The sequence below is a fragment of the Amycolatopsis sp. NPDC026612 genome (genome assembly GCF_040638285.1).
GTDB lineage: Bacteria > Actinomycetota > Actinomycetes > Mycobacteriales > Pseudonocardiaceae > Amycolatopsis.
Window position 1 is genome coordinate 214166 of record NZ_JBEZYB010000005.1, and the last position, 12797, is coordinate 226962.

At 72.6% G+C, this 12797-nt stretch carries 10 protein-coding genes; 6 read left to right on the forward strand and 4 right to left on the reverse strand.

Annotation, left to right across the window (positions count from 1 at the left end):
- The first annotated feature begins 290 nt into the window (after nucleotides 1–290).
- The 3 genes from cofC to AB0F15_RS08015 are packed head-to-tail and all read left to right on the forward strand — an operon-like array spanning nucleotide 291 to nucleotide 4337.
- Complete coding sequence (cofC, locus tag AB0F15_RS08005; protein WP_360266925.1) at nucleotides 291–923, forward strand: 2-phospho-L-lactate guanylyltransferase; 633 nt, start codon at nucleotides 291–293, stop codon at nucleotides 921–923.
- Nucleotides 924–978: 55 nt separating this feature from the next.
- Nucleotides 979–3387, forward strand: coding sequence for an RNA degradosome polyphosphate kinase (locus tag AB0F15_RS08010; protein ID WP_360266928.1), 2409 nt, complete (start codon nucleotides 979–981; stop codon nucleotides 3385–3387).
- Nucleotides 3384–4337 (forward strand): NUDIX hydrolase, encoded by a 954-nt coding sequence (locus AB0F15_RS08015; protein ID WP_360266931.1) that lies wholly within the window; start codon nucleotides 3384–3386, stop codon nucleotides 4335–4337. The genes AB0F15_RS08010 and AB0F15_RS08015 overlap by 4 nt, the downstream gene beginning before the upstream one ends.
- A gap of 88 nt (nucleotides 4338–4425) precedes the next feature.
- On the opposite strand, the gene AB0F15_RS08020 is transcribed toward AB0F15_RS08015, so the two are convergent.
- The 4 genes from AB0F15_RS08020 to leuC form a co-directional block, all read right to left on the reverse strand.
- On the reverse strand, nucleotides 4426–7221 hold the full coding sequence (locus tag AB0F15_RS08020; protein WP_360266934.1) for a BTAD domain-containing putative transcriptional regulator: 2796 nt from the start codon (nucleotides 7219–7221) through the stop codon (nucleotides 4426–4428).
- Between the two features lie 613 nt (nucleotides 7222–7834).
- The gene (locus tag AB0F15_RS08025; protein ID WP_360266937.1) at nucleotides 7835–8614 is read right to left on the reverse strand and encodes an HU family DNA-binding protein; all 780 of its coding nucleotides are present in this window, start codon (nucleotides 8612–8614) and stop codon (nucleotides 7835–7837) included.
- Nucleotides 8615–8856: 242 nt separating this feature from the next.
- Nucleotides 8857–9459 (reverse strand): 3-isopropylmalate dehydratase small subunit, encoded by a 603-nt coding sequence (gene leuD, locus AB0F15_RS08030; RefSeq protein ID WP_360266940.1) that lies wholly within the window; start codon nucleotides 9457–9459, stop codon nucleotides 8857–8859.
- Between the two features lie 20 nt (nucleotides 9460–9479).
- Nucleotides 9480–10913 (reverse strand): 3-isopropylmalate dehydratase large subunit, encoded by a 1434-nt coding sequence (gene leuC, locus AB0F15_RS08035; protein WP_360266943.1) that lies wholly within the window; start codon nucleotides 10911–10913, stop codon nucleotides 9480–9482.
- A 143-nt stretch (nucleotides 10914–11056) separates the two neighbouring features.
- Between leuC and AB0F15_RS08040 the strand changes: the two genes are divergently transcribed.
- The 3 genes from AB0F15_RS08040 to AB0F15_RS08050 all read left to right on the forward strand — a co-directional run bounded on the left by AB0F15_RS08040 (nucleotide 11057) and on the right by AB0F15_RS08050 (nucleotide 12796).
- Nucleotides 11057–11758 carry an IclR family transcriptional regulator gene (locus AB0F15_RS08040; RefSeq protein WP_360266946.1) on the forward strand — a complete coding sequence of 234 codons (702 nt, stop codon included), beginning with the start codon at nucleotides 11057–11059 and terminating at the stop codon, nucleotides 11756–11758.
- A gap of 146 nt (nucleotides 11759–11904) precedes the next feature.
- Nucleotides 11905–12159, forward strand: coding sequence for a hypothetical protein (locus AB0F15_RS08045; protein ID WP_360266949.1), 255 nt, complete (start codon nucleotides 11905–11907; stop codon nucleotides 12157–12159).
- A 58-nt stretch (nucleotides 12160–12217) separates the two neighbouring features.
- Entirely contained in the window at nucleotides 12218–12796 is a 579-nt protein-coding gene (locus tag AB0F15_RS08050; protein ID WP_360266952.1) for a hypothetical protein, read from the forward strand.
- Nucleotide 12797: the final 1 nt, after the last annotated feature.

Here is a 12797-nt window from a genome sequence, read left to right on the forward strand (position 1 = left end):
CGGATTCCCTTGCCGCCGCCAGCCTGTTCCGAAGCGCGTGGCGGCGGCCGGCAGCGCCCTCGCACTTCGCCGGAACCCAGCGCGATCCGGCGGGAGCTCGCTGCCCCCGCCCCACACAGCCCGCCCTCCCAGGGGGACCACCATCCCACCGGAACCGACGGTATCGACCCCACCCGGCAAAACCCCGCCCCGAACCCCCACCGCCCCGGCTTGTCCACAACACCCGTCGCCTGTGGACAACCCACCCGTCCCACCGACGGCCGCCCCGGCTTTCGGGTAAAGATGGACACGTGGACGTGGATCTGGTCGTGCCGATGAAACACCCCCGCGACGGCAAGTCGCGGCTGCGTGGTGCCGTCGAGGCGGATCGCCACCCCGGGCTGGTCCTGGCGCTCGCCGCCGACACGCTCGCCGCCGTCGTGTCGGCCGGGCGGGTGCGGCGGGTGCTGCTCGTCGCCGCCGATCCCGCGGCCGTTGCCGAACTGGGTCAGCTCGGTATCGAGATCGTCGCCGAACCCGCCGAAAGGAACCTCAACGCCGCCTTCCGCCATGGCGAGGCCCTGCTGAAGGCCGACGATCCGGCCGCCGTCGTGGGCGCGCTCCAAGCCGACCTCCCTGCCCTCCGCGCCGGCGATCTCACGGCCGCGCTCACCGAGGCCGCCGGGAGGAGGGCCTTCGTCGCCGATCGGCAAGGCACCGGAACCACCCTGCTGCTGGCCGCCGCCGGCGAGCCCCTCGACCCCCGGTTCGGTCCCGGCTCGGCCCGGAACCACGCCGGTTCCGGGGCGATCCCCCTGCACCAGGCCCTGGTTTCGCTGCGCAGTGACGTCGACACCCCGGACGATCTTGCCCACGTGCGCGCCATGGGTGTCGGGAAACACACCGCCGCCCACCTCGGCGAACCGTGCGCGGTACCGCGCTGAGGTGTTCATCCGACCTTCACCGAGGCCTGCGCAATTCCGCGGGACGTAGTGAAGAATGGGGGCTGTGAGCACAGACGACGGCGGCACACCCGCACCGCGGAGGCGACGGAACCCGGCGAACGAATCCTCGGAGTCGGCGAAGAAGACGACCTCCCGGGCGAGCGCGGCGAAACCGGCCGCGGCCAAGCCGGCCACCGGCAAGAAGGTCCCGTCGAAGTCCACCGCGCGCGACACCGCGGCCCGTGCCACCGCCGGCAAGGCGAGAGTTCGCAAGACCACCGCCGCCGCGGCCACCCCGGCGACGACGCGGCGCCGCAGCTCCGCGCAGGGCAACCCGCGCGGCGCCGAAGAGTTCCGCTCCGTCCCGTCGGCGCCCCCTGCGGTCACCGCCGCGCCGACGGCCGTCGAGACGCTGCCGGACGACCGGTACTTCAACCGCGAGCTGTCGTGGCAGGACTTCAACGCCCGCGTGCTCGCGCTGGCCGAGGACGAGTCGCAGCCGCTGCTGGAGCGGGCGAAGTTCCTCGCGATCTTCGCGTCCAACCTGGACGAGTTCTACATGGTCCGCGTCGCCGGCCTGAAGCGCCGCGACGAGACCGGCCTGCTGGTGCGCAGCGCGGACGGGCTCACCCCGCGCGAGCAGCTGGACTACATCTCCAAGCGCAACCAGGACCTGGTCGAGCAGCAGACCGGCGCGTTCGAGAAGCACTTGCGCCCGCAGCTGGCCGAGCACGACATCCTGATCGTCGGCTGGGACGACCTGTCCGGCGCCGACCAGCTCCGGCTGTCCAGCTACTTCTCCGAACAGATCTTCCCGGTGCTGACGCCGCTGGCGGTCGACCCGGCGCACCCGTTCCCCTACATCTCCGGCCTTTCGCTCAACCTGGCCGTCACGGTCCGCGACCCGGAGGGCGGCACCGAGCGCTTCGCCCGGGTGAAGGTGCCGAGCAACGTGCCGCGGCTGATGCGCGTCGAGACCGAGCGCACGAGCCGGACGGCGACGTTCCTGCCGCTCGAAGAGCTCATCTCGGCTCACCTCGGCGAGCTGTTCACCGGGATGGACGTCACCGAGCACCACGTCTTCCGCGTCACCCGCAACGCCGACTTCGAGGTCGACGAGGACCGCGACGAGGACCTGCTGCAGGCCCTCGAGCGCGAACTGGCGCAGCGCCGGTTCGGCCCGCCGGTGCGCCTCGAGGTCGCGCAGGACATGAGCGAGCACATGCTCGAGCTGCTGCTGCGGGAGCTGGACGTCGACCCGGCCGATGTCGTCGAGGTGCCCGGCCTGCTCGACCTGACCTGCCTGCACCAGCTGTCCGGTGTGGACCGCAAGGAGCTCAAGGACCGGCCGTTCGTCCCGGCGACGCACCCGGCGTTCGGCGAGCGCGAGACGCCGAAGAGCGTCTTCGCGACGCTGCGCGAGGGTGACGTGCTGGTGCACCACCCGTACGACTCGTTCTCGACCAGCGTGCAGCGGTTCATCGAGCAGGCGGCAGCCGACTCGAAGGTCCTCGCGATCAAGCAGACGCTGTACCGGACCTCGGGCGACTCCCCGATCGTCGACGCGCTGATCGACGCCGCGGAGGCGGGCAAGCAGGTCGTCGCGCTGGTGGAGATCAAGGCGCGGTTCGACGAGCAGGCCAACATCACCTGGGCGCGGACGCTGGAGCGCGCGGGCGTGCACGTCGTGTACGGGCTGGTCGGGCTGAAGACGCACTGCAAGGTGTCGATGATCGTGCGCCAGGAGGGCTCGACGATCCGGCGCTACTGCCACATCGGCACGGGGAACTACAACCCGAAGACCGCGCGGCTCTACGAGGACATCGGCCTGTTCACCGCCGACCCGAGCATCGGCGCGGACGTCACGGACCTGTTCAACGTGCTGACCGGCTACTCGCGCCAGGACACCTACCGGACGATCCTGACGTCGCCGCACGGGATCCGGCGCGGCATCGTGCGCGCGATCGGCGAGGAGATCGAGCTGGCCCGGGCCGGGCAGCAGGCCGGGATCCGGATCAAGTGCAACTCGCTGGTCGACGAGCAGATCATCGACGCGCTCTACCACGCGTCGCAGGCCGGGGTGCCGGTCGAGATCGTCGTGCGCGGCATCTGCACGCTGAAGCCGGGTGTCGAGGGGTTGTCGGAAAACATCCACGTCCGGTCGATCCTGGGCCGGTTCCTGGAGCACTCGCGCGTCTTCCACTTCCGCGCCGGCGGCACGCACTGGATCGGCAGCGCGGACATGATGCACCGGAACCTGGACCGGCGGATCGAGGCGCTGGTGCGGGTGAAGGACCCGAAGCTGACCGCGCAGCTCGACAACATCTTCGACTCCGCGCTCGACCCGGCGACGCGGTGCTGGGTGCTGACCGAGAGCGGCGAGTGGACGCCGTTCCCGGCGGACGGCTCGCGGGTGCGTGACCACCAGCTCGAGCTGGCGAAGCTGCACGGGGCCGCCGGATGACCCAGGAGGTACGGGCGGCCGGCGCGGTGCTCTGGCGCCTCGCCGGGCGGGTGACGGAAGTCGCCCTGGTGCATCGCCCGCGGTACGGCGACTGGTCGTTGCCGAAGGGGAAGCTCGATCCGGGCGAGACGATCGCCGAGGCCGCGGTGCGGGAGGTGCGCGAGGAAACCGGGTTCACCGCGATCCTGGGCCGCTACCTGGCGCGGACGGCGTACCCGGTGCCGTCGCGGACCGGCTCCGGGACGGTGCCGAAGACGGTCGACTACTTCGCCGCGGAAGCGGTGTCCGGCGAGTTCGCGGCGAACGACGAGGTCGACGAGCTGCGCTGGCTGGAACCGGCGGCGGCGGAGAAGGTGCTGACGCGGCCGGAGGACGTGCGAGTGCTGCGCGCGTTCTGCGAGCTGCCGGTCGGCCTGACGACGGTGTTGCTGGTGCGGCACGCGAAAGCGGGCAAGCGCGACGACTGGTCCGGCGACGACGACCTCCGTCCGTTGTCGGAGGCGGGACAACGCCAGGCGGCGGCGCTGCGGCGGGTGCTGGCGTTGTTCGGGCCGGACCGGGTGCTGGCGGCGCCGCGCCTGCGGTGCGTGCAGACGGTGCACGGGGTCGCGGAGGACTTCGCGGCCGAGGTCCGGCACGAGCCGTTGTTCTCGGAAGAGGGCTACTGGCCGGACCCGGTGCTGGGCGTGGCCCGGCTGCTGGCCGTGGCCGGCGACGGCGGAACCCCGGTGGTGTGCAGCCAGGGCGGGGTGATCCCGGACCTGGTGAGCGCACTGGCGGACCGCGACGGCGTGGAGCTCCCGGCCGCGCGCGGCCGGGCGGTGCCGAGCAAGAAAGGCTCGTTCTGGGTGCTGTCGTTCCGGCCGCCGACGGCCGAGGAAGCCCCGCTGCTCCTGGCGGCCGACTACCACCCGAGCGCGCTCCCGGCCCCCTCGCCCAGCCGCTCCTGACCGCGCGGCCGAACGTCACCGGCACAAGACAGCGGCGTGACAGTCGATCTTGGTGTACTTGGTTCGGGTCCCGCTGGGCTGCGCCGGGCTAGGGGTACGGCGCATCCCGGGCCGGGTGCCTGTCCGACGGCACCGTGGCCAGCAGGGCTTGGATCTCCGCGACGCGGGGATCGCCGAGGCGCTGGCTGACGGTCAGCGCCTCGGCCCAGTGGCCGCGCGCCTCGTGCGCCCGGCCGGTGCGGTGCTTGAGGCGGCCGAGCGTGATCCGGACGTCGATGGTGCCGTAGTCGGCGTTCAATTCCTTCAGTTCGGCGAGGGCGTCGAGGCCGGCTTTCTCCGCTTCGCCGTGCCGGCCGGCTCCTTCGAGGGCCTCGGCGACGTTTCCGAGCGCCAGTGCCGCGTGGTAGCGGTCGCCGAGTTCGGCGAAGGCTTCGTGAGCCGCTTGGGCGGCTTCGGCGGCGTGGTCGTAGTCGCGCAGCCCGATGCGGCTGGCGCTGACGTTGAGGAGCGCGTGCGGCACGAACGTGCGCTGGCCGTGGTCGCGGGCGAGGTGGACGGCTTGGAGGGCGTGGCGTTCGGCTTCGGCGTATTCGGCCCGGACGTAGTAGGCGCCCGCGAGGTTCGACAGGATCGCCACGGTCAGCGCGGTTCCCTCGCCGCTCTCGGACGCGGCGCGCGCTTCCTCCAGTGCTTCGAGCGCTTTGTCGGGCTGGAGGGTGCGCAGGTACGCCGAGCCGAGGTTGTTGGCGCTGTACTGGAGCCCGGTGCTGTCGCCGGCGTCGCGGGTGGCGGCGACGGCCGTGCGCGCGGTGGTGATCCAGTCGTCGCGGTCGTGGCGTTCGGCGAAGAACCCGCGCAGCAGCCACGCGAGTTTCCAGGCGTGCGCGGTCCAGCCGTGGCCGGCGGCGATGCCGACGAGCGCGGTGAGGGCCTGGCGTTCGGTGTTGTACCAGGCGATCGTCTGCTCGTGCTGTGCGAAGCGGACGGCGGGCAGCGGTGCGGGATCGAGCGTGATGTCCTCGGTGAGCAGGTCGGGACGGACGAGTTTGTTCGCTTCGGCGACGCTGGCGAGGTACCAGTCGAGGAGCCGGCGCAGCGCGGCCGCACGCTCGGCCGCCGTCGTTTCGGTCTCGACGAGTTCGCCGGCGTAGACGCGCAGGAGGTCGTGGAACTGGTAGCGGTCGGTGCCGGGCTGGTTGAGCAGGTGGGCGGCGGCGAGCTGGTCGGCGAGTTCACGGGCCTCGCGCAGGTCGGCGCCGGCGAGCGCGGCGGCCGAGGCCAGGCTGAAACCGTGGCCGGGGTGCAGGCCGAGCAGCCGGAAGAAGCGGGCCGCGGCCGGGCGCAGTGCCTTGTACGACCAGGAGAAAGCGGCGCGGAGGTCGGTGCCGGCGTCCTCGGGATCGCGGAGGGTGTCGAGCCGCAGCCGCTGGTCGCGCAGTTCTTCGACGATTCCGGCGAGCGAAACGCCGGAGAACCGGGAAGCGCGTTCCCCGGCCAGCGCCAGCGCCAGCGGCAAGCGGCCGCAGAGCTGGACGAGTTCGGCGACGGCGCCGGGCTCGGCGGCGACGCGCTGTGACCCGACACTGCCGGCGAGCAGCGCGGTCGCGTCGCGGTCGTCGAAGGAGCGCAAGGCGATGCGGCGCGCGCCGTCGCGGGCGACCAGGCCGCGCAGCTGGTTGCGGCTGGTCACCACGACCAGGTTGCCGGGCCCGGGCAGGAGCGGCCGGACCTGGTCGGCGTCGCGGGCGTTGTCGAGCAGCATGAGGGTGCGGCTGCCGGCCAGCCTGCTGCGCAGCAGCGCCGACCGTTCCTCCACTGTGGAAGGAAGGGTCTCGGGCGGGACGCCGAGGGCGCGGAGGAAGCCGGCCAGCGCGGCGCCGGGCGTGACCGGGGTGTCCGCGGAGTGGCCGCGCAGGTCGAGGAACAGCTGGCCACCGGGGAAGCGGTCGCGGACGCGGTGGGACCAGTGCACGGCCAGCGACGTCTTCCCGACCCCGGCGGTGCCTTCGATGACGACGATGCCGGAAGCGCCGCCGGGCGGCAGCCGGTCGAGTTCGGCCAGTTCGGGACCGCGGCCGGTGAAGCCGGCGACGTCGAAGGGCAGCTGCCGGGGAACGGTGTGCGCGGCCGGTTCGGCGTCGGCGGCGAGCAGTTCGGCGTGCAGGCGGCGCAGGTCCTCGCCCGGTTCGACGCCCAGTTCGTCGGCCAGCAACGCCCGCAGCCCGGCGTAGCGGGCCAGCGCCTCGGCGCGGCGCCCGGCGCGGGCGAGGGCGCGCACCAGCCGTTCCCACAACGACTCCCGCAGCGGGTGCTGGGTGACGAGGTCGGTCAGTTCGGCGACGAGCCGCGCGTCGGGGACGAGCCCGGCGTCGAGGTCGATGCGTTGTTCCACGGCGAAGAGGTAGCGCTCGGTCAGCAGCGGTCCCCATTCGGCGGCCAGCGCGGGAGATCCGACGCCTTCGAGGGGCACCCCGCCCCAGCCGGCGATCGCGGTGGTGAGCAGTTCCCGGCGCTGCGCGGGTTCCGTCGCGGCGGCGGCCTGGTCGAGGGTCTGGAGGAAGCGCAGGGCGTCCACCCGGGACGGGTCGACGACCAGCCGGTACCCGTCCGGTTCCGTGACGACGGTTTCTTCGCCGCAGAGCCGGCGCAGGCGCATGACGTAGGTTTGCAGGCTGCCCCGGATGTGCGCGGGCGGAGTTTCTCCCCAGACGCCCCGCGCGAGGGCATCGATCGACACCAGACGGCCGGCGGACAGCGCGAGCGTGGCGAGCAGCGCCCGCTGCCGGGAACTGGTCAGCACGACCGGCGAACCGTCGACGAGCACCTGGAACGGGCCGAGCAGCCGGATGTCGATGGTGGTCGCCCCCAGGTTCGCCTCGCGCACCGCCGGCCCCGCCGGACGCGGGCCCCGAGGAACGCAGCGTGGCACCACTCGGCCGGGCGCTCAAGCAACTTTGCGAAATTGGACGGAACCGGTCCCGGGGGCAGGGTTGGGCCGAGCGGGTGACGCGCGGTGTCCGTTCGGGGAACCGCTGCTGGCAGCGGGTGATCTTTGGCCGCGCCGCTTCCGTGCCGCTTCCGTGCCGGGCGAGTCGGTTGGCGTGCCTGGAGAGTCGTTCACGTGCCCGGAGGGTCGGCTCGCGTACGTGATCACTGGCCCGGGCGGTCGGTTCGCTTGACCTGAGACGAGGTTTGCTCGCGAGGCAGTCGTGCGCGCGGGCACCCACCCCGCTCGATCCGCGTTCGGCGCCCGGGGGCTACACGAGCCGGCTCCCGCGATTCGCCGGCCGACCGGGTGGGCGAGCCGGCCGCCCTGGCGCGTGGATCGCTTCCGTCGCGCCGGCACGGACATGCGGCAGGGCCCCGCGCCCGTCGCGCGGAGCCCTGCCGGAAAAGCCGCTCGCCCAACAGGGGGTCACCCCCTGGGGGTCCCCCGGATTTCACGTTACCGCAGGGGTCCGACAGTTTTGGGCGGTCGGTGGTGGGTCAGCGGCGGGTCAGTCCTTCTTCGCCGCGGCCGGGGTGCGCCGGGCCGGTGCCTTGGCGGCGGTGGTCTTCCGCGCCGTGGCCGGCTTCGCCGCCGTGGTCGCCTTCGCCGCCGTAGCCGGCTTCGCAGCCGGAGTCTTCGCGGCCGTGGTCGTCTTCGCAGCAGTGGTCGTCTTCGCAGCAGTGGTCGTCTTCGCGGCCGTCGCCTTGGCCGCCGTCGTCCTTGCCGTGGTCGTCTTCGCCGCCGTTGCCCTGGGGGCGGCCTTCGCCCGCGTGGTCGCCGGCTTCGCCGCCGCCGCCTTCGGGGCCGCCTTGGCCGCCGTCGTCCTCGTGGTCGCGGGCTTCGCCGCCGCGGGCTTCGCCGCCGCCGGCTTCGCCGCGGTGGCGCGGGTCCGCGTGGTCGTGGCGGGCTTGGCCGCGGGCGTGCGGGACGTCGTGGCTCGCGCCGTCGTGGCCGCCGCGGTGCGGGTGCTCGTGGTCGCGCGCTTGACCGGGGTGGCCTTCGGGAGCTTCTTCGCGCCCGAAATGACCTCCTTGAAGGTGGTTCCGGCGCGGAACGCGGGGACGTTGGTCTTCTTGACCTTCACGGCCTCACCGGTGCGCGGGTTCCGGGCCGTCCGGGCGGCGCGGGCGCGCTTCTCGAACACGCCGAAGCCGGTGATGTTGACCTTTTCGCCCTTGTTGACCGTCCGGATGATGATGTCGACCAGACCGTCGACCGCCTCGGCAGCGGCCTTCTTGTCGCCCAGGCGCTCCGTCAGCGCCTCGATCAGCTGGGCCTTGTTGGCCATGTCCAGTCCTCCAAGAAGGAACTATTCGTCCACGGCCGCGTCGGCCGACTAGCGACACGGTATTACCAAGGCAGCACAAATTCCAAACGGCACGCGGAACTTTCCCTTGTCCGGGGAGGGGTTCCGCCTCGCGAAGAGCCCGGTGAACGGGGCCTGCGGAGAGCCGTTCGATGTCGGGTCGAAGCCGGCCGGGGAGGGGCGAGGTCCCTTGCCGCACAAGGGATCCCGCCCCCCCGACCGGGCTAGCCGGCGGCCACCGGCGTCGTCGTGGGCTTCCAGGAGGGGCGGCTCGTCTCGAAGCTGTCGATCTCACCGGCATGGCGCAACGTGAGAGCGATGTCGTCGAGACCTTCCAGCAGCCGCCAGCGGACGTAGTCGTCGATCTGGAAGGGTGCGGTGAAGTCCTTGGCCCGCACGGTCTTGGTCTCGAGGTCCACCGTGACCTCGGTGCCGGGCTCGTTCTCGAGCAGCTTCCAGAGCAGTTCGACGTCGTGCTGCTCGCACTGCGCGGCCACCAGGCCGCCCTTGCCGGAGTTGCCGCGGAAGATGTCGGCGAACCGGGCGGAGATGACGGCCTTGAAGCCGTAGTCCATCAGCGCCCAGACGGCGTGCTCGCGGGAGGAACCGGTTCCGAAGTCCGGCCCCGCGACGAGCACGCTGCCGCGGGAGAACGGCTCCTGGTTGAGGATGAAGTCCTCGTTGCCGCGCCAGGCGGCGAACAGGCCGTCTTCGAACCCCGTCCGGGTCACCCGCTTGAGGTAGACCGCCGGGATGATCTGGTCGGTGTCCACGTTGGACCGGCGCAGCGGGACGCCGACGCCGGTGTGCTGGGTGAACGGTTCCATGGCTGTAGCTCCTCGGGTGGTCAGCGGGCGGCGGTCAGCAGGTCTTCCGGCGACGACAGCGTGCCCCGGACGGCCGTGGCGGCGGCCACGAGCGGCGAGACCAGGTGCGTCCGGCCGCCCTTGCCCTGCCGGCCCTCGAAGTTGCGGTTCGACGTCGACGCGCTGCGCTCGCCCGGCTTCAGCTGGTCCGGGTTCATGCCGAGGCACATCGAGCAGCCGGCCTGGCGCCACTCGGCGCCGGCCGCGGTGAAGACCTCGTCGAGCCCCTCCTCCTCGGCGGCCTTGCGGACCCGCATGGAGCCGGGAACCACCAGCATCCGGACGGAGTCCGCCACTTTCCGACCACGCAGCACGTCGGCCGCGGCCCGCAGGTCCTCGATCCGGCCGTTGGTGCAGGAGCCGAGGAAGACGGTGTCGACGGCGATCTCCCGCAGCGGCGTGCCGGGCTTCAGGTCCATATAGGACAGGGCCTTTTCAGCGGCGATGCGGTCGTTCTCGTCCGGGATCTGCTCCGGGTCGGGCACCTCGGCGCCCAGCGGGAGGCCCTGGCCGGGGTTGGTGCCCCAGGTGACGAACGGCGTCAGCTCGCTCGCGTCCAGGTGCACCTCGGCGTCGAACTCGGCGCCGTCGTCGGTGCGCAGCTGCCGCCAGTTCTCGACCGCCGCGTCCCAGTCGGCGCCCTGCGGGGCGTGCGGCCGTCCCTTCAGGTACTCGAACGTCGTCTCGTCCGGGCCGATCATCCCGGCTCGGGCGCCGGCCTCGATCGACATGTTGCAGACGGTCATCCGGGCCTCCATCGAGAGGGCCTCGATGGCCTTGCCGCGGTACTCCAGGATGTAACCCTGGCCGCCGCCGGTGCCGATCTTGGCGATCACGGCGAGGATGACGTCCTTCGCCGTGACGCCGGGGCGCAGCTCGCCGTCGACCGTGATCGCCATCGTCTTGAAGGGACGAAGCGGCAGCGTCTGGGTGGCCATGACGTGCTCGACTTCGGACGTGCCGATGCCGAAGGCGATGGCGCCGAACGCGCCGTGCGTCGAGGTGTGGCTGTCGCCGCAGACCACGGTCATGCCGGGCTGGGTCAGGCCGAGCTGGGGGCCGATGACGTGCACGATGCCCTGCTCGGCGTCACCCATCGGGTGCAGCCGGACACCGAACTCCTTGCAGTTGCGGCGAAGGGTGTCGACCTGGGTGCGCGAGACCGGATCGGCGATGGGGAGCTCGATGTCGACGGTCGGGACGTTGTGGTCCTCGGTCGCGATGGTCAGATCGGGGCGGCGGAGCGGCCGCCCGGCCAGGCGGAGGCCGTCGAAGGCCTGGGGGCTGGTCACTTCGTGCAGCAGGTGGAGGTCGATGTAGAGCAGGTCCGGTTCGGCGCCTTCGCCTCGGCGCACGAGGTGGCTTTCCCACACCTTCTCCGCCAGCGTGCGGGCCTTGCCGGTCGGGCTGGTCATCTCCGGCTCCTTCCACGGTTCGTCGTCGAACTCGGGCGCGCACCTGCGGAACCGGGGTGCGAGCCGCGAAGGAGGGCGCAGCTCGAGTTCAGGGTTTTCCCAGATGCTGGACTTCCCAAAGTGCGGGACGCTAGTATCGGGTCGTGGGACAGCATAGCGGTATCGGAGTACTGGACAAAGCAGTGGCCGTCCTGCAGGCGGTCGCGGACGACCCCTGCGGCCTCGCGGAACTGTGCACGCGGACCGGCCTGCCCCGGGCCACCGCGCACCGGCTCGCGGTCGGCCTGGAAGTGCACCGGCTGCTGCGCCGCGGCCCGGACGGCCGCTGGCGCCCCGGTACGGCCCTGGCCGAGCTGGCGGGCGGTTCGACGGACCCGCTGCTCGACGCGGCGGGCGTCGTGCTGCCGAAACTGCGGGACGTCACGGGCGAAAGCGTCCAGCTGTACCGGCGCGACGGCGTCCAGCGCGTGTGCGTCTCGACGGCCGAGCCGCCCAGCGGGCTGCGCGACACGGTCCCGATCGGTTCGCGGCTGCCGATGACGGCCGGTTCGGGCGCGAAGGTGCTCGCGGCCTGGGCGGATCCGCACACGCAGCGCACGATCCTGGCGGACGCGGTCTTCGGCGAGCGGACGCTCCTGGAGGTCCGGCGACGAGGCTGGGCGCAGAGCGTGGCGGAGCGCGAGCCGGGGGTGGCGAGCATTTCGGCGCCGGTGCGGGACTCGGCAGGCACGGTCGTGGCCGCGGTTTCGGTGTCGGGCCCCATCGAGCGGATCGGCCGCAAACCGGGAGCCCGGTGGGCGGCGGACCTCCTCGCGGCGGCGGATGCGCTGCAGGAACGGCTCTGAGGCCCGGCTGCGCTTTCCCCCACGCGCCGCTTCGAACGCTCCGCGGCCGGCGCCGCGCATAGACCTTTCGGGTGACCGGGTCCGAAGTCGCGTATCGGTGACGGCGGTCACGTCTCTTCATAGTCGGAACGACTTGAGGGGGAGACATGATCACCGAACTGAACCGCCGGGCGATGGCGATGTTGCGGGCCGTCGGCGCCGGGCGCGCCGAGCTCACCTGCAGCTGTGAACCGGACCTGCGGGTCGACGGCCTGCCCTGCTGCGACCAGTCCACCGCGCACCAGCTGGCGCGGGCCGGCTTGATCCGGCCGGCACGGGTCGTGGCCGTCGGGCAGTGGGCGCGGGCGGAACTCACCGCCGACGGGCAGCGGGCGCTCGGCGGTACCCTCGCCGCGGCCTGACGCAACCTTCCGGGCCCCTCGCGCGTGTAGGCGGGGGAAACACCGCGAGGGGGAACCCATGAAGATCGTTCCGGCACTGCTCGGCGCCTGCCTGCTGCTGACCGCGTGCTCGGGCACGACGGCCGGGGCCCCGCCGTCGGGCCGGCCGAGCCCGGCCGAGAGCATCCCGCGCTCGCCCACCGCCGATCCGGCGGCGGTGAGCTGGATGGACGGCTTCTGCGCCGCCGTCCACGGCTACCGGGAGCGCACCAACCGGGAGGCCGATCCCACCAGCCCGACGCCCAGCACGGTCGCCGAGGCCCAGAGGGACCTCAGCGCCGCGCTGGGCGGGATCGCGGCCCGCACCGGCGAAGCCGTCGACAAGCTGACCGCGCTGCCGGCCGCGCCGGTGCCGCTCGCCGAGACCGCGCGCAAGGCGTTCGTCACGAAGTACACCAAGGCGCGTGACCGCGCGGCGGAGGCGAAGACCGCGCTCGACCGGGCGAAACCGGGCGACGAGGCCTCCCAGCGCCCGGCGGTCCGGGCCCTGGACGACGCGCAGCAGGGCCTCGACGGCACCTACGACCCGGTCGGCGCCGTTTCGGCGTCCCCGGAGCTGATGCTCGCCGCCGCGAACGCGCCCGGCTGCAAGGCCTGAG